This is a genomic window from Paraburkholderia sp. SG-MS1, assembly GCF_012275575.1.
Taxonomy (GTDB): domain Bacteria; phylum Pseudomonadota; class Gammaproteobacteria; order Burkholderiales; family Burkholderiaceae; genus Paraburkholderia.
The window spans coordinates 21,101-38,270 of record NZ_NPIH01000174.1; the positions used below are offsets into that span (position 1 = coordinate 21,101).

Consider the following 17,170-nt stretch of genomic DNA (forward strand, 5'->3'; position numbering starts at 1 on the left):
CTAGAACCATTGCGGCGCCATACCGAGCGTGGTGTCGTCGAGCGTGCGCAGCGTCGCGAGCATCAACGCGACGCGCGGCAACTCCCAACGGAAGAACCACTGGCAAGCGTGCAGTTTGCCGTGATAGAAGTCCGGCTCTGTCTGCGCTTCGCTGCGCGCATCGGTTAGCGCATCGGTTAGCGCGGCGCTTGCGACGATCGCCTGCCTCAGCCACGTCCACGCAATCACGATATGGCCGAATGCTTCGAGAAAAGCATTCGCGTTGGCGAGCGCGCGTTCTGTTTCTCGAGCGAGCGTGGGCAGCAGTGCTTCGACCGTCGCCTTGAGGTCGCGCCATGCATCGCCGAGCGCGTTGGCGTGCGCATGGAGCCGCTCGTGAGTAAGCGCTGCGTCGATCGTGCGCTGGATTTGATGGCCAAGCAGCGTAAGCGCCGCGCCCTGTTTCATCACGACTTTACGGCCCAGCAGATCGATCGCCTGAATGCCGTGCGTGCCTTCGTGAATCATGTTCAGCCGGTTGTCGCGATAGAACTGTTCGACCGGGTACTCGCGCGTATAGCCGTAGCCGCCGTGAATCTGGATCGCGAGGCTGTTCGCTTCCAGACACCACTGCGACGGCCACGATTTCACCACCGGCGTCAGCAGGTCGAGCAGCAGGCCCGCTTCGGCGCGTGCTGCATTGCTCTCGCCGGTGTTCTGTTCGTCGACGAGGCGCGCGGCGTACAGGCATAACGCGTATGCGCCTTCCACATAGGCCTTTTGTGCGAGCAGCATGCGGCGCACGTCGGCGTGTTCGATCAACGGCAACGGGGGATCGAGCGGATTCTTGTTGTCAGGGCGGCGTCCCTGCGGCCGCTCGCGCGCGTAGTCGAGCGAGGCCAGATAGCCGCGATAGCCGAGCATCACGGCGCCGAGGCCCACGCCGATGCGTGCCTCGTTCATCATGTGGAACATGGTGGCGAGGCCGTGATGCGGTTCTCCCACCAGCTCGCCGATACATTCGCCGTGTTCGCCGAACGACAGCATCGTCGAGGTCGTGCCGCGCCAACCCATCTTGTGAATCAGTCCCGCCAGGGCGACGTCGTTGCACGCGCCGAGGCTGCCGTCGTCGTTGACGTGGTACTTCGGCACCGTGAACAGCGAGATGCCTTTGACGCCCGGCGGCCCGCCCGGAATGCGCGCGAGCACGAGATGAACGATGTTCTCGCTCAGTTCGTGATCACCGGCCGAGATAAAAATTTTGTTGCCACGAATCGAATAGGTGCCGTCTTCGTTCGGCGTCGCGGTGGTGGCGAGATCGGAGAGGCTGGAGCCCGCTTGCGGTTCGGTAAGCGCCATCGTGCCGAAGGCGCGGCCTTCGAATAGCGCTTGCAGATACTTGCGCTTTTGCGTTTCGCTGCCGAAGCGTTCGATCACGTTCGCATTCGCGGAGGTCAGCATCGCGTAAGAGGACGTGGCGATGTTGGCGCTCTTGAAGAGCGACAGGCACGCGAAAGCGATCAGCGACGGCAGCTGCATGCCGCCCCATTCGTAGTCTTTGCCCGCGGCAAGAAAACCGGTGGCGCGCAATGCGTCGAGGGCCTCTTTCACTTCGCCGGGCAACGCGACACGCTGACCATCGAATTGCGGCTCATGTTCATCGAGCAGGCGATTGTGTGTCGCGAATTTTTCAACGGCCACTGCGTGCGCAGTGTCGAGCGCCGCGCGGAATGTCTCGCGGCTGTGATCGGCATGGCGCGCGCGCCGCGTGAGCGTGTCGGCCTCGAGGACTTCGAACAGCTGGAAATCCAGATCACGCGGGTTGATGATCAACGCATCTTGCATGAAAGAAGCCCGTCCAAAGATAAGCTGCTATGCAGAACAATGGCGCGACGCACGCGGGAAGAGCGGCTTTGCGCATCCGTATAAGTCAACTGAAACGCGCGCTATGCGGGTAAGTCCTGATGAGCCGCAATCAGCGATGCGTGTCAGTTTATAACGAAAGTGAATGAGCGTGCTTTTATTTACACGCGGAATTTCGGCACGTATGATGGCCAGAAAATATGGAATCCAAATCTGCATGGCGGAACATATGGAGGAGGGAGACGATGGCTGTGAAGGAACTGTTTCAACTGGACGGCAAGGTTGCGTTGATCACGGGCGGCTCGCGCGGCCTCGGCCTGCAAATGGCCGAAGCGCTGGGCGAGATGGGTTGCCGCGTCGCGATCACCGCGCGCAAGGCCGATGAACTCGCCGAAGCGAAGACGCATCTGCATAGCCGCGGCATCGAGGTGCTGACCGTGGTGAACGATCTGCAACGCTTCGAAAGCATCCCAGGTCTCGTCGATGAAGTGCTCGGGCTGCATGGCCGCATCGACATCCTCGTGAACAACGCGGGCGCGACGTGGGGCGCGCCCGCTGAAGACTATCCCGATGAAGCGTGGCACAAGGTGATGAACCTGAACGTCAACGCGCCGTTTTTCGTCGCGCGTGAAGTCGGCAAGCGCAGCATGATTCCGCGGCGCGCGGGCAAGATCATCAACATCGCGTCGGTGGCGGGACTCAAGGGCTCGCCGCCGGGCATGAATACGATTGCGTACAACACGTCGAAGGCCGCGGCGATCAACTTCACGCGCGCGCTGGCCGCGGAATGGGGCAAGTACAACATCAACGTCAACGCCATCTGCCCAGGCTTCTTCCCGTCGAAAATGTCGGCGGGACTGCTCGACAAGATCGAGGACACGATCGTGTCGCGCACGCCGTTGCAACGTCTTGGCGGCGACGAAGACCTCAAGGGGCCCGTCGTGTTTCTCGCGAGCGAGGCGTCGCGGCACATCACCGGCCAGCATTTCGCGGTAGACGGCGGGTCGATCATCGTTTGAGTCATCGAGGACGGACACACCATTTCGTTTCAGAACGCAGCGCGCTCGCAAGACCGTGCGAGCGCGCTGCGCGTACGTGTAAAACCAGGAGACGCTGCATGGATTTTCAGCACTCGGACAAGGTCAAGAGTTTGCAGAAGCGCCTGAATGCTTTCATGGAAGAGTACGTCTATCCGGCCGAAGCCGTTTTCGATGCGCAAATGGATGCCGCGCGCGAATCCGGCAATCGCTGGCGACCCGCGCCGGTGATCGAGCAACTGAAAGAGAAGGCGAAGGCCGCCGGATTGTGGAACCTGTTTCTGCCCGAGTCGAAATACGGTGCCGGGCTCACCAATCTCGAATACGCTCCTTTGTGCGAAATCATGGGGCGCTCGCACATCGGCGCGGAGCCGTTCAACTGTTCCGCGCCGGACACCGGCAACATGGAAACGCTGGCCCGTTACGCGAGCCCCGAGCAGCAACAGCAATGGCTGCTGCCGCTGCTCGACGGCACGATCCGATCGGCATTCGCGATGACGGAGCCAGAGGTGGCGTCGTCGGATGCGACCAACATCGAGGCGCGCATCGTGCGCGACGGCGATCACTACGTGATCAATGGCCGCAAATGGTGGACCTCGGGAGCAAACGATCCGCGCTGCCAGATCCTGATCTTCATGGGCAAGTCGAATCCCGATCATCCGAACCGGCATCAGCAGCAGTCGATGATCCTGGTGCCGATGGCCACGCCCGGCGTCAAGGTGCTGCGTCACCTGCCGGTATTCGGCTACGACGACGCGCCGCACGGTCACGCCGAAATCGCGTTCGAGGACGTGCGCGTGCCCGCGAGCAACATGCTGCTCGGCGAAGGGCGCGGCTTCGAAATCGCGCAGGGCCGGCTCGGACCGGGGCGCATCCATCATTGCATGCGCCTGATCGGACGCGCCGAACGCGCGCTCGAAGCGATGTGCCGACGTTCGCTCGATCGCGTCGCATTCGGCAAACCGGTCGCGGAGCAGGGCGTGACGCGCGAACGGATCGCCAACGCGCGCATCATGATTGATCAGACGCGCTTTCTCGTGCTCAATGCCGCGCACAAGATGGACACGGTCGGCAACAAGGACGCGCGCCAGGAGATCGCGATGATCAAGGTGGCCGCACCGAATATGGCCTGCCAGGTGATCGACTGGGCAATGCAGGCGCACGGCGGCGGCGCGCTCAGCGATGACTTCGGCCTCGCGCGTGCCTATGCGAGTTCGCGCACGCTGCGTTTTGCCGACGGCCCGGACGAGGTGCATCGCAATGCGATTGCCAAGATGGAGCTTGGTCGTTATCTCGCGTGTTGAAGACACGCATTAAGTCCGGCCGCGCCGTGCATCGCGACGCATTAGCCGACTCACCAGCCGAAGCACGAGCGCAGCCGTACGCGCCGCGCGGCGAACACGAACGAAGCGCGCAGCAACAGTGAAGCGCGCGCCGACAGTCAAGCAGGAGACGCCCATGAACCAACGCCATCATTCGCATTGGCCGCCGCAAGTGCCACTGCATCTGACGCTGCCCGAGACCAATATTTTCTACAACGCCGAGGTCTCGGCGGCGCGCTTTCCGGACAAGCCGTTTATTGTTTTCTACGACACACCGGTGTCATTCGCCGGGTTCAAGGACGAGGCCGAGCGCATCGCGGGCTTCTTGCAGCAGGCGTGCAACGTGAAAGCGGGCGACCGCGTGCTGCTCTACATGCAGAACAGCCCGCAATGGATCATCGCTTACTACGGCATTCTGCGGGCCAACGCGGTGGTCGTGCCGGTCAATCCGATGAACATGAGCGCCGAACTGGCGCACTACGTCGAGGACAGCGGCGCAACCACGATCATCGCGCCGCAATGCCTGTTCGCGAACGTCGAGCCGTTGGTCGGCAAGGGGCCGGGCCAAGGGCTAGAACACGCAATCGTCGCGACGTATAGCGATTATCTGAAGCGGCCGTCGCCGATCGCCGTGCCCGACTTCGTCGCGGCGCCGCGCAAGCACTTCCATGTCGATGGCGTGACTTCATGGCAAGCCGTGCTCGATCTCCACATGGCGCCAGGCCCGCTGACCACCGGCGCCGACGATCTGTGCGTGATGCCGTACACGTCCGGCACCACCGGCAAGCCGAAGGGCTGCATGCACACGCATCGCAGCGTGATGAGCACGCTGCTCGGCGGCTGCGTGTGGTTCGCGGCGCCTGCCGACGGCGTTTATCTTTCAGTGCTGCCGTTCTTTCACGTGACCGGCATGCAGGGCGGCATGAACAGCGCGGTGTTTTCCGGCGCGACCATCGTCGTTCTGCCGCGCTGGGATCGCGACGCGGCCGCGCTATGCATGCAGAAATATCGCGTCACCGCGTGGCAGTCGATCTCGACGATGATGGTCGATTTTCTGTCGAACCCGCGGCTCGGCGAATACGATCTGTCGAGCCTGAGCGGCACGCGCGGCGGCGGCGCGGCGATGCCGGACGCGATCGCGAAGAAGCTCAAGGCGCTCACCGGCCTCGATTACGTCGAAGGCTACGGGATGTCCGAGACGATTGCCGGCACGCACATCAATCCGCCGCATCGTCCGAAACCGCAGTGCCTGGGCATTCCCGTGTTCGACGTGGACTCGCGCGTGATCGATCCGGTCACGTTGCAGGAACTGCCGCAAGGGGAGACGGGCGAGATCGTCGTCAACGCGCCGCAGGTGATGCAAGGCTACTGGCGCAATCCGGAAGCGACCGCCGAGGCATTCATCGAACTGGACGGCAAGCGGTTTCTACGTACCGGCGACCTCGGGCATATCGACGAGGACGGCTACTTCTTCATGACCGACCGGCTCAAACGGATGATCAACGCATCCGGCTACAAGGTCTGGCCGGCCGAGGTCGAAGCGCTGATGTATCGGCATCCGGCCATTCACGAGGTGTGCGTGATTGGCGTCAAGGACGAGAAGCGCGGCGAGACCGTGAAGGCGCTGGTGGTGCCCGATGCGGCCCATGCAGGGAAGATTGCCGCGCAGGAGATCATCGACTGGGCGCACGAGCAGATGGCGGCGTACAAGGCGCCGCGCATCGTCGAGTTCGTCACGTCGTTGCCGAAGTCGGGCAGCGGCAAGATTCTATGGCGCGTGTTGCAGGAAGAGGATGCCGCGCGTACGGCCGCGACGGGCGACGGCAAGGCAGACAACGGCGGTGGAGGCGCCGCGCGATGACATGGCTCGATACCTCTGCGGGACTAACCGTTCGTGTGCATCGCCGATAGGGCGCGCCGCTTTGGAAGGGAGCGCGGCGAGCATCCGGCGCTGATCTGCGGCGGCATCCCGACGTCGCGAAGTGCCCGTGGTCGGTGCGCATCGGAGCAATAGGGCGATGCCAGTTGCCTTCGTAGTGCGCGCCGCGCATGCACCGATCGACGCTGACACGCTGCTGGCCCGGGTCGATGCGCGGCTCGGCAAGATGCAGCGGCTTTCGGCGCTGAACGTTGTCGACAGCTTGCCGCGCAGTGCGCTCGGCGCGGTGCTCAAGCGCGAGTTGCGTGACCGGTTTTATCCTGCTGCACGTTAGGGCAGGTGGCTGGGCGGTTAGGGCGGAGCGCCACCGTCGGATGGCGAACTCGATAGAGCAGGGCCTCTCCACCAAATCCCCTTCTGCCACGCAATCCTCCCCGATTTCCCATTCGCCTGGTTTTTTTTCAGATATTTATTGTCTGACTAATGGATTTTTTTCTCCGATACTCGGCATTCCATCGCGCTTCCATGTGACTGACGCCCTGCCGTCAGGACACATCACCCATGATCAATAAACGAATCCATGCCGCATTCCTCGCCGCCGTGACAACGCTGCTCGCACTCATTACGCCAGCATCTCAGGCGCAATACACCACCGACTGGCTCGCCAACACCGCCGGAACGCTTGCCGCCCACGTCGGCAACGCGGCTCGCTCGATGTGGGTCGCGCCCGAAGGTGTCATCTATACGGCATCGCTGTGGGACGAGAACGAAGGGGGCGTCGCGATCTACCAGAACGGCAAGGCCATCGGTTCCATCGGAATCAACAGCGAGTTTCAGGGCGGTGCCATTACCGGCAATGCCACCTCGATCTTCACGCCCTTGCAGTTCGGCACCTCGGCCGGTACGGGCTCGGTAGGACGATACAACCGCGTGACGGGCCAGCGCGACCTCGTCATCTCCGTCAGCGTGTGGAACGCCGTTGCCCGGGGCGATGTGATCACCGGACTCGCGACCTCGGGCTCGCTTCTCTATGCGAGCGACATATTCAGCAATCGAGTCCGGGTCTTCACGACCGACGGCATCTGGCAGCGGGACATCAGCGTGTCGAGTCCCGGCGCACTCGCCGTCGATGGCGCGGGCAATCTCTGGGTGGCCCGCAAGAGCGCGGGCGTGGTGGTCGAATTCGGTCCGACCGGCACCTTGTTGAACACCATTCAGATGGGCGCCGCCTCGCGGCCTTCCGCGCTCTATTTCGATGCATGGTCCGGGCAACTGATGGTCGGCGATGAAGGCCCCGACATGAACATCAAGCTGTACAACATCGCGGGTACGCCAACGCAGGTCGGCACGTTCGGGGTGCAGGGCGGTTACCTCGACACGACCACGGGCATCAAAGGCCAGGTCGGTGACAAGCGTTTCACGCGCGTCGCGGGCATCGGCAGGGACGCCGCCGGCAATCTGTACGTGCTCAACAATCCATGGGGCGGCGGCTGGGACCTGGGCCGCAACGGCGCCACCGACCTGCATGCCTACGACAGCGCGGGCAATTTGCAGTGGAAGCTGCAGGCTCTCAACTTCGAGGGAGTCGCCGCGCCGGACCCGCTCACTGACGGCGCCTACTTCTATGGCGGCAGCCACGTCTACACCGGCACGGCGGGCGGCACCTTCGTCGCGAATACGATCGACCCGTTCACCTATCCGTCCGATCCGCGGCTCAACATGAACGACACCCAGCGCGACGAGCATTTCGGTCAGCTCGTCACGGTCGGCGCAAACCGGCTTCTCGTGGCGTCAGGCCAGAACCCCGGCATCTTCTACTTCTTCCACTTCAACGCGGCGAACGGTTACATCGCCATACCGGACGCATCGATTCCAGGGCCCGCGTTCAATACGAATCTGGAGGTTACGGGCGGATTCTGCATCGACAGCCGGGGAGACGTCTGGGCGGGGCTGGACCGGACCAACCACATCTACCACTACCCGCTGACCGGCTTCGATGCCAATGGCAAGCCGACGTGGGGGCCGGCCATCACGATCTCCACACCGGAGAGCATCCGGCCGCTGACACGCATCATCTATCTGCCGGAAAGCGACACCATGATCCTCGCGCAAGGCATAGCTGGCAGTTGGGACTGGACGGCCATACAGTCGAGAATCGAGGTGTATCACGGCTGGAGCGCGGGCAACACCACCAGGCCGGACCCGGTGATCAACATCCCGAGCGCCAATCCCAAGTCGATGACGGCGGCGGGCAACTATCTCTTCCTCGGCTACGTGCACACCGTGCCGAACATCGACGTCTTCAATCTTGCGACGGGAAGTCTCGACACCACGCTGATCAACACGAGCCCGGGTACGGTGGATGTCGGCAACGACGTGGATTCGATGTACGGCCTCAGGGCCTACCTGAAATCGACCGGCGAATATGTGATCACGAAAGACAACTACAATGGCTCAAGCATCGTGGTTTATCGTTGGACACCTTGATCGCGTATTTCGGATTTCGAGCCGCAGCGTGTCGGGCTTCGAATCCAGACAGGCGCCATCTCTCACACGGCGCCTGTCTCGCACATCACCAATAGGCCCTCACTTCGCTGCCGTCAGCGAACTCAACGCCGCCGACTTCAACTGCCCACCCTGTACCACGGCCGCCAGCGGATTACCGATCACGAAGCCCCCCTGAGCATCGACGCCGGTCACGCTTTGCGGATTGTTTTGCGGCGGCAGCGCCTTCACGGCCTTGTCGAACTGGTTGCGGATCGCGCTCGCGTCGCTGACGGTGCCGGCCATTTTCATCGCAAGCGCCGTCGCATAGACCGCCGTGTAGTTCAGCGACACTTCCTGGCTCGGGTCGCGGCCGCCATGACTCTTGCGGAAGCGTTCGACAAAGGCCTTCGCGCTCGGCGTGTCCTCATTAGCGAGCGGCAGCACGCCGATCGAGCCGTTCAGCGGCGCATAGCCGCTCGTCACCTTGGCGACTTCGTCGAGCTTGGCCTGATCCATCACGATGAAGCCGCCCTTGAAGCCCAGCTCGCGCGCCTGCTGGGCGACAAGGCCGGTTGGCTCCGACGGCCCGCCGATGAACATCACATCCGGTTTGGCCGCGAGCACGCGGCTCACGCCGCTGTAGAAATCGGTCGCGCGGTTATACGACATCGCGTTATCGGCCACGATCGTGCCGCCGGCCGCCTCCCACGCGGGCTTGAACGCGGCCACCCAGACCTTGCCGTAGTCGGTATCGGTCGCGGCCAGCGCGGCCTTCTTGCCATAGGTGGTCATTTCATACTTGATGAACGAATTCAGATACGACGTGAAGGCGGGTGGAATCCGTATCGTCAGTTTGTTGCCGCGTTCGCTGATTTGCGGAACGCTCGTGTAGGACAGCAACAGCAGCTTCTGCTGTTCGTTGCTGGTCTGCACCGCGAAGCCGCCGCCAGAATGCGGCACGAGCACCACTGCGGCCTGCTGTTGCTGCGCGAGACGCCGCGCGTTGATCGCGGTTTCGCTGGGGTTGTACTTGTCGTCGAGCGCGACGATTTCGAATTTGATTTTCTTGCCGGCCACGTCGATGCCGGCCTGATTGACGTCGGCGGCGGCCATCTGCATGCCGTCGAGCACTTCCTGGCCGTATTTCGCCGCACCGCCGCTCAGCGGGCCCGAAAAGCCGATGTGCACCACCTGCTGCGCGATCGCGGCGCCCGCGCACATCAATGCCGTCGTGGCGACGCTCGCCATGACTGCGGCGCGGCCGCACAAGCGTTTGATCGTCATACGTGTCTCCTTCAAGGTTGGAATGCGTGGGCGCTGACCGCGCGCGAGCAATGCCTCGAATGCGTCAGCCGCCGACGTACGCGCGGCGGATCGCTTCGTTATTCATCAGACTCGCGTGATCGCCTTCGAGCACGATGCGCCCGTTCTCGATCACGTACGCACGGTGCGCGATCTTCAGCGCGGCGAATGCGTTCTGTTCGGCGAGCAGGACGGTCGTGCCCGCGCGGTTGATCTGCTGGATCACGTCGAATACCTGCTTGACTACCAGCGGCGCGAGACCGAGCGACGGTTCGTCAAGCAGCAACACCTTGGGCCGCGCCATCATCGCGCGGCCGATCGCGACCATCTGCTGCTGGCCGCCGGACAGCGAGCCGGCCGCATGGTCCTTGCGTTCGGCGAGCAGCGGAAAGAGCGTGAACACCCGCTCGAGATTGCGCCGATTGCCGGTCTTGTCACCGCGATGCACGTACGCGCCGAGCGTGAGGTTCTTCAGCACCGACATGCCGGGAAACAACTTGCGTCCCTCCGGACACTGAATCACGCCGCTGCGCACGATCTGCGCGGGCGTCATGCCGAGCAGCTCGCGCGCGCCGAAACGCAGGCTGCCGCTCGCCGCGCGGCGCAGACCGCTCGTCGCGAGAAAAATCGAGCTTTTACCGGCGCCGTTGGCGCCGAGCAGCACGACCAGCTCGCCGTCGTCCGCGTGCAGGTTGATGCCGTCGAGCGCGCGAAAGCTGCCGTAGTCGAGCGACACGTTGTCAAACTTCAGCATGCTCGCTCCCCAGGTAAGCGTCGATCACGGCCGGGTTCGCGCGAATCTCGGCAGGCGCGCCCTCGGCGATTTTCCTGCCGTAGTTCAGCACCATGATGCGGTCCGCGAGCTTCATGATCATGTTCATCTTGTGTTCGACGAGGCACACCGTCACGCCGTGTTTCACGAGCTTGCGGATCAGATCGGCGAGGCCTTCGGTCTCTTCGGGATTCACGCCGCCGGCGGGCTCATCCAGCAGTATCAGGCTCGGCTCGGTGGCGAGCGCGAGCGCGACGGCCGCGCGTTTGCGTTCTTCCTGCGAAATGTCGCCAGCCATTCGCGCCGCGATCGCCGACAGGCCGACGAAGTCGAGCGCTTCACGCGCCTTGTCGCGGCAAATGCGTTGCTCCTGCTGCAGACGCCGCGAATGCGTGAGCACATCCCACAGCCCCGAGCGCGTGCGCAGACGGTGGCCGACGATCAGGTTGTCGAGCACGCTCGCGCGGTCGAACAGCGCGGTGGACTGGAACGTACGCGCGACGCCGAGCTGCGCCATCCGGTCGGCGCCGAGCTTGGTCACGTCCTCGCCTTTGAAGCGGATGCGGCCCGAGCTCGGCAGATGCGTGCCGCTGATCAGATTGAAGAAGGTGGTCTTGCCCGCGCCGTTCGGTCCGATGATCGCGTTGACCTTGCCGGCTTCGATGCGCGTGCTGACGTCGTCCACCGCGACGAGGCCGCCAAAGCGCTTGCTGAGCGATTCGATTTCAAGCATGACCGTCGCCTCCCGTGGGTTGGGGACGACGCGCGGCCATCGCACCGTCTGGCGCGGGCAGTGGAGTGCGCCGCAGCTGCCTCGCCTCAAACACGCCGACGATGCCGTTGGGCAAAAAGATCACCAGCAGAATCAGGATCGGCCCGAACACGACGAAGCGATACTCCTGCAGGAACTGCAGATACTGTGTGAGCCACGGAATGATCAGGGCGCCGAGCAGCGGACCCGCGAGCGTGCCGATACCGCCAACCAGCATGTACATGGTCATGTCGAACGTGTGCTCGACGCCCGCGAGGTCCGGGCCCAGAAAGCGCACGGCGCCCGCATACAGTCCGCCCGCGAGCCCCGCATACACGACCGACAGCACGAAGGCCAGCACCTTGTTGCGCATCAGGTTGATGCCGATCGATTGCGCGAGTCCATCGCTGTTGCGGATCGCCATGAAGGTGCGCCCGAGCAGCGAATCGACGATGCGATGCATCAGCCACACGCCGAGCACGAGGAACGCGAACACCAGGTAGTACAGCGCGCGAGGATTCTCGAACGAGACGATGCCGAAACCCGAAGGAGCCGGAATACCGATGATGTCCGCCACGCCGTGCGTGAGACCATCCCACTTCTCGATCACGAGAAACATGATGTAGCCGACACACAGCGTGAAGATCGAAAAGTAATGGCCGCGCAGGCGCAGCGACACGAGTCCGATCAGCGCGCCGAGCACCGCGACCACCACGCCGGCCGCGACGAACGCGAGCCAGAACGGCACCTGATGATCGACTGTCAGAATGCCGACCGTGTACGCACCCACCGCCATGAAGCTGCCGTGCGCGAGATTGAACTGGCCGGTGTAGCCGGTGATCAGATTCAGCCCGACGGTGGCCAGCGCGAAGATGTACGCGGTGGACATGACGGTGAGCATGTAGTCGTTGACGGCGGCGAAGGGGAACAGCAACCCGAGCACGAACAGCAGCGTCCATCCCCGTTTGCCCTCGAATGGTTTCATGAGTGAGTTCATGACGCGCGCAGTCCTCTGGCGAAGAGCCCCTGAGGACGAACCGACAGAATCACCACCAGCAGCACGAAAGCGATGATGTCCTTGTAGTCGGTCGAGATATAGAACGCGCCGAAGCTCTCCGCCATGCCGATGATCAGCCCGCCCACGATCGCACCCGGCACGCTGCCCATGCCGCCGAGAATGATGATCACGAAGGCCTTCAGGATCACCAGCTGGCCCATCGCCGGATAGACCAGGTTGATCGGCGCGTAGAGCGTGGCGGCCACCGCGGCCAGCAGGCCGGAGATGCCGAACGTGAGCATGGTCACCTTGTTCGCGTCGATGCCCATCAGCGACGCGCCTTCGCGGTCCTGCGCCATCGCGATGATGCTCGAGCCGATCACCGTGAATCTGAGGAACAGTTGCAGCAGCACCACCAGCGCGAACGCGGCGCCGATGATCAGAAGGCGCTGCAACGGCGCGCTTACGCCGCCCAGTTCGACGATGCCCGCATAAGGCGTCGGCATGCGGTGAAAGTCGGCGCCCCAGATGGCTTGCGCGCCGGCTTCGAGAAAGAGGAGCAGGCCGATCGCGGCGATCATCGGATGCAGTTCGGAGGACTTGCGCAGCGGATGGAACACGAGGCGCTCGGCGAGAATCGCGAGCAGCGCGACCGCGAGGCCGGCGCCGAGCATCGCGAGCCAGTAGTTCAGGCCGAGCCGGTTCATCAGGTAGAACGACACGAATGCGCCGACCATGTAGAAAGCGCCATGCGCGAAGTTCGGCACGGCGAGAATGCCGTAGACCAGCGTGAGGCCGAGCGCGACGAGGCTGTAAATGCCGCCGAGCGTCAACCCGTTGAGGACCTGCTGCAAGAACATATCCACGCTTGGACACCCTCCAGCGAGGCGCATCGTGCGAGCCTGGCCCCTCGTTCAGGGACTGCCGCGCGAGCCGCCATACTTGCGGACGGGACAAGCGCCGCTGCTCGAACCAGACGACACTTGCCAACGGTTGAAAAAACGCGCCTCGACGACGCGGACTTCTGAACGCGATGGGTGGTGGTGCGAAAGGAATTTGGCACGAGCGTTCGCTTTGCGTCAATAGGGTTTTGCATGCGATCGTTCTGCATTGCAGATTTTTAGGGAAGTCACTTAGGCAACTGGGGCGCGTATCCGGGATGGCTCAAGGGTCAATGTAACGAGGGATATGCGGCTCGATCGTGCAATCAGCAGGACCGCTTGACTTTGATTTCTCCGCGCCACTATTCTGCAATGCAGTTGTGTCAACACTTCCACGCCGCACCTTTGTTCCCATGAAGGTCACTCATGAATCCAGCACTCGACATTCCCAGCGTTCGTCACATGGTGTCGCCAGAAGAATGGCAAGCCCGCGTCGACCTCGCGGCTGCGTATCGATTGGTTGCGCTATTCGGTTGGGACGATCTGGTGTTCACGCATATTTCGGCGCGCGTGCCGGGGCACGAGCACGAGTTTCTGATCAATCCGTACGGCCTTTTCTTCGAGGAGATCACCGCGTCGAGCCTCGTCAAGGTGGATCACGAGGGGCGCCCGGTCATGCAGACGGCCTTCGACGTGAATCCCGCGGGCTTCGTCATTCATAGCGCCGTGCACGAGGCCCGGCCCAACGTGAATTGCGTGCTGCACACGCATACCGCGTATGGCGTGGCCGTCGCGGCGCAGCAGGACGGTCTGCTGCCGCTGTCGCAGCAGTCGGGCTTCGTGCTGACGAACCTCGCGTATCACGACTACGAAGGCGTCGCGTTGCGGGACGCCGAGAAGGCGAGGCTCGTCGCCGATCTCGGCAGCGCCAATTACATGATGCTGCGCAATCATGGCTTGTTGAGCTGCGGTCGTTCGGTCGCCGAAGCATTTCAGGCGATGTATCTGTTCGAAACGTCGTGCCGGATTCAGATTCTCGCGCAGGCAGGCGGCAGGCTGATCGAGGTGCCGCAGTCGATCATCGCGACGATGGGCGAGCAGGCGCGCGAAGTGAGTAAAGGCAAGGGCGCCGATCTGGTGTGGCCTGGTTTGCTGCGTCGTCTGATGCGGCGCAATCCGGGCTTCGACCAGTAGCCGCCGACGCGTAGGCGCGAGCGGGCGCACACATGACGCGAAGCGCCGCTCACGCGGCGCACCGGTCAACGTCGGTTGGTCTCAAGCAGAGCGCCTCGACCGCCGCGCCCTTGCTAGAACGTGTGACGGATGCCGACATTCACACCGGCCGTCGTGCCCGTCGGCAGGTTCAGCGCGTTGTTGACCGACAGCCCGTTGTGCATGCCGCCATGATTGGTCACGAAGCCGACCTGTCCATAGGTCACGGTCGCCTTCGACAGCGAATAGGTCAGCCCTGTCGACGCCAGCACCGAGTTGTTCGACGATTCGTTCGCGTCGCGCGTGACCCATACGCCCGCGTCGACATTCAACGCCGGCGTGATCCGATAGCTCGCGCCGCCTGAATAGACGCGATTGTTGAACGAGCCCGCGACCTTGTACTGCACGTACGACGCTTTCACCGTCAGGTCATTGAACACGTAGCTCGCGCCGATCGCCCGGCCGTTGAATTCGACTACGCTCGGCACCGGGATCGACGCCGCGCTGCCGCCGGCATTGCCGCTGTAGAGCGCGGCATCGACGGTTAGCGGACCGAGGTGATAGCGCAGACTGGCCGAATATTGGCGGCCGGCCTGGAAATCGCCGGCTGCGCCGCCGAGCGCCAGCATCGCGCTGGCTTGCAGACCGGCGATCTCCGGCGACGTGTACGAAATGCCGTTGGGGTTGAAGAGGCCGGTCACATAGACATTGTTCAGGTAGGTGACGAGACCGCTGCCGAAGTACGCCATATCGCGCGGATCGAAGTCGTACACCGCGAGGAAGAACGGCGAGAACTGCAAGCCCGCCTTGACCGTGCCGAAGCGGCTTTCCACGCCAACATAGGCGAGGCGGCCGAACAGGTTGTCGTTCGAATTACCGAGCGCGCCGGTGGCGACGCTGATGCCGCTTTCCAGCTGAAAGATCGCCCGCATGCCGCCGCCGAGATCTTCTGCGCCGCGCATGCCGAAGCGCGATCCGGACAGGCCGCTGTCGGTGAACGAGTACTGATGGCCAGCACTCTGGCCGGTTGCCGGGTCGAGCGTTTTGTTGGTGTACAGGAGCGACGCGTCGACGATACCGTACAGCGTGACGCTGCTTTGCGCGTAGGCCCCTTGGGGCAAGCCCACCGCGCATGCACCCATCAATCCGAGAATGACGCCAATCCGATTACGATGACTTGCCGGCATGCTGCGTGTCTCCTTGTTTTTTGAAATCGACTGAACGGTGAATGCGGCGGGTGCTGCACGGTTCTCGCGACCTTCGTTTCTTCACGGCCTGTCTGGCGTGGCAATGTCGACGGATGACAATGTGCCTTCGCAAACTGATCAGGGATGCGAACTATTCGCCTCGCGGGTATGCGCCCGAGTTGAATGCGGCTCGCCTGCGGGCTGACAAATTGCGGATCGGGCCGACGCTATGGCGCATTCATTGATTGCGTGCTTGCTCACGGAATGCACGCGCAATTTGGCACGACCGTTCGTTCGATGTCAACCGGGGAAATCAGGAGTTGGTCTGCCATGCAGGCCAAAATAGGGAAAACACCTAACCCGCACCGTGAACCGTATTTTTCAGATAAGCGCTTGTCCGAAGGGAAACAGATCGAACAGTAAGATTTGAATCACGAGCAAAGCTGCTATTTTTTAGTTCTGCATTGCAGAATTTACGTGAGAGCAAGGTGGAGATCATTGAACGAGGTTGGTTCGCTATCATTTCCTCTCCCATCTGACAACTGGACACTGACGCTGCGACGCGACATTCGCCAGATGCAATCACGCCGTTTGCCTGTAAGCTTTAACCGGCGAGCCCATGCCGAACGAAGATCGCGTGCGACTCGCCGTCGTGAACGAAAACTCGCAGACTGCCTTCAATGCTATTGCCAACTTTCCAGAGGGAATATTTGTTATGAAGAGCATTGCCATTAAACGAATCATGCTTGGGGTTTCGGTCATCGCCATGGTGGCAGGCGGCATTCCGCTCGCCTCGGCACAGAACACCGGCGACGCGTCGGCTGCGCCGGCCGATGCGGCCACGACGCCGGCAAAGCCGACCAAAGCCGAGCGCAAGGCGGCACGCAAGCAGGCGCGCGCCAAGAAGAACGCCGAGTTGAAGAAGCTCGAAGACGCGGGCTATCAGCCGGCCGCGAACGACCCGAACTATCCGGCCAAGCTGCAGCAGGCCGAGAAGAAGGCCGCAGGCGCAAGCCAGTAAGCGGTCAAGCAAACGCCCGGCGCGACGCAGTCTCCGTTCAGCGCGCGCTGAGCGTCTCAACCAGCAAGTCGACGAAGGCTTTCACCCGCGCCGTCGTCTGCAACTGCTGCGGATTCAGCGCGTCAATATCGGCGCCCGCTGTGCCGGTAGTCGGACATCGGCGAGACACGCCGCGGTATCACACTCCGTCGCATCGGAATTCCCGGAAACTGGCTGACTCCCGATAGAGAAATTGCCGTTTGAATTTCCGGGCAACTGAAATCAATCGTTTCTGCAGCGCGCGCCGCGCCCCGCTTTTGCCTCCCCGCGCCATGCGTATCTGCTTTGATGCGACATCCCCGCCATGCCCAGGCAACACCCGCCAAACCCTTGCTCCATAAGCCTGCCGCGACCACAAGGCAGCCTGCGCGCGCCTCCAGGTGTCGCATTTCCTCATGTGGTTGTCGCAAATAGTCGGCAACGCGCACTTTTTTCTGGCAA

The 17,170-nt window shown here is 62.6% G+C and carries 15 protein-coding genes; 7 read left to right on the forward strand and 8 right to left on the reverse strand.

Translation table 11 applies throughout. The features are described 5' to 3' along the window. Positions 1–1,824, reverse strand: coding sequence for an acyl-CoA dehydrogenase (locus CIC12_RS13665; RefSeq protein ID WP_168664631.1), 1,824 nt, complete (start codon positions 1,822–1,824; stop codon positions 1–3). Positions 1,825–2,087: 263 nt separating this feature from the next. On the opposite strand from CIC12_RS13665, the gene CIC12_RS13670 reads away from it, so the two are divergent. From CIC12_RS13670 to CIC12_RS13690, 5 genes are all read left to right on the forward strand, one after another. Continuing rightward, the gene (locus CIC12_RS13670) at positions 2,088–2,861 is read left to right on the forward strand and encodes an SDR family oxidoreductase (RefSeq protein WP_168664632.1); all 774 of its coding nucleotides are present in this window, start codon (positions 2,088–2,090) and stop codon (positions 2,859–2,861) included. Between the two features lie 98 nt (positions 2,862–2,959). Further along, positions 2,960–4,183, forward strand: a complete 1,224-nt coding sequence (locus tag CIC12_RS13675) for an acyl-CoA dehydrogenase family protein (protein ID WP_168664633.1) — start codon at positions 2,960–2,962, stop codon at positions 4,181–4,183. A 154-nt stretch (positions 4,184–4,337) separates the two neighbouring features. Further along, a complete protein-coding gene (locus CIC12_RS13680; RefSeq protein WP_168664634.1) occupies positions 4,338–6,062 on the forward strand; it encodes a long-chain fatty acid--CoA ligase in 1,725 nt (574 codons plus the stop codon). A 127-nt stretch (positions 6,063–6,189) separates the two neighbouring features. Beyond that, a complete protein-coding gene (locus CIC12_RS13685; protein WP_342030537.1) occupies positions 6,190–6,414 on the forward strand; it encodes a hypothetical protein in 225 nt (74 codons plus the stop codon). 227 nt (positions 6,415–6,641) lie between these two features. Then, on the forward strand, positions 6,642–8,567 hold the full coding sequence (locus CIC12_RS13690) for an SMP-30/gluconolactonase/LRE family protein (RefSeq protein ID WP_168664636.1): 1,926 nt from the start codon (positions 6,642–6,644) through the stop codon (positions 8,565–8,567). A gap of 99 nt (positions 8,568–8,666) precedes the next feature. Here CIC12_RS13690 and CIC12_RS13695 read toward each other — a convergent pair whose 3' ends face one another. The 5 genes from CIC12_RS13695 to CIC12_RS13715 all read right to left on the reverse strand — a co-directional run bounded on the left by CIC12_RS13695 (position 8,667) and on the right by CIC12_RS13715 (position 13,255). Next, positions 8,667–9,851: an ABC transporter substrate-binding protein gene (locus CIC12_RS13695; protein ID WP_168664637.1), complete on the reverse strand. Its 1,185-nt coding sequence runs from the start codon at positions 9,849–9,851 to the stop codon at positions 8,667–8,669. A gap of 64 nt (positions 9,852–9,915) precedes the next feature. Beyond that, positions 9,916–10,623, reverse strand: a complete 708-nt coding sequence (locus CIC12_RS13700; RefSeq protein WP_168664638.1) for an ABC transporter ATP-binding protein — start codon at positions 10,621–10,623, stop codon at positions 9,916–9,918. Beyond that, positions 10,610–11,374: an ABC transporter ATP-binding protein gene (locus CIC12_RS13705; protein WP_168664639.1), complete on the reverse strand. Its 765-nt coding sequence runs from the start codon at positions 11,372–11,374 to the stop codon at positions 10,610–10,612. The genes CIC12_RS13700 and CIC12_RS13705 overlap by 14 nt, the downstream gene beginning before the upstream one ends. Next, positions 11,367–12,377 carry a branched-chain amino acid ABC transporter permease gene (locus CIC12_RS13710; protein WP_168664640.1) on the reverse strand — a complete coding sequence of 337 codons (1,011 nt, stop codon included), beginning with the start codon at positions 12,375–12,377 and terminating at the stop codon, positions 11,367–11,369. Before CIC12_RS13710 ends, CIC12_RS13705 begins: the two co-directional genes overlap by 8 nt. 8 nt (positions 12,378–12,385) lie before the next feature. Continuing rightward, positions 12,386–13,255, reverse strand: coding sequence for an ABC transporter permease subunit (locus CIC12_RS13715; RefSeq protein ID WP_168664641.1), 870 nt, complete (start codon positions 13,253–13,255; stop codon positions 12,386–12,388). A gap of 441 nt (positions 13,256–13,696) precedes the next feature. Between CIC12_RS13715 and CIC12_RS13720 the strand changes: the two genes are divergently transcribed. Continuing rightward, positions 13,697–14,464: a class II aldolase/adducin family protein gene (locus tag CIC12_RS13720; RefSeq protein ID WP_168664642.1), complete on the forward strand. Its 768-nt coding sequence runs from the start codon at positions 13,697–13,699 to the stop codon at positions 14,462–14,464. Positions 14,465–14,577: 113 nt separating this feature from the next. On the opposite strand, the gene CIC12_RS13725 is transcribed toward CIC12_RS13720, so the two are convergent. Further along, positions 14,578–15,669, reverse strand: a complete 1,092-nt coding sequence (locus CIC12_RS13725; RefSeq protein WP_446728008.1) for a porin — start codon at positions 15,667–15,669, stop codon at positions 14,578–14,580. 715 nt (positions 15,670–16,384) lie between these two features. On the opposite strand from CIC12_RS13725, the gene CIC12_RS13730 reads away from it, so the two are divergent. Continuing rightward, positions 16,385–16,690: a hypothetical protein gene (locus tag CIC12_RS13730; RefSeq protein WP_174772041.1), complete on the forward strand. Its 306-nt coding sequence runs from the start codon at positions 16,385–16,387 to the stop codon at positions 16,688–16,690. 37 nt (positions 16,691–16,727) lie between these two features. Here CIC12_RS13730 and CIC12_RS33635 read toward each other — a convergent pair whose 3' ends face one another. Then, positions 16,728–16,859, reverse strand: a complete 132-nt coding sequence (locus tag CIC12_RS33635; protein ID WP_274597556.1) for a hypothetical protein — start codon at positions 16,857–16,859, stop codon at positions 16,728–16,730. Positions 16,860–17,170 lie beyond the last annotated feature (311 nt).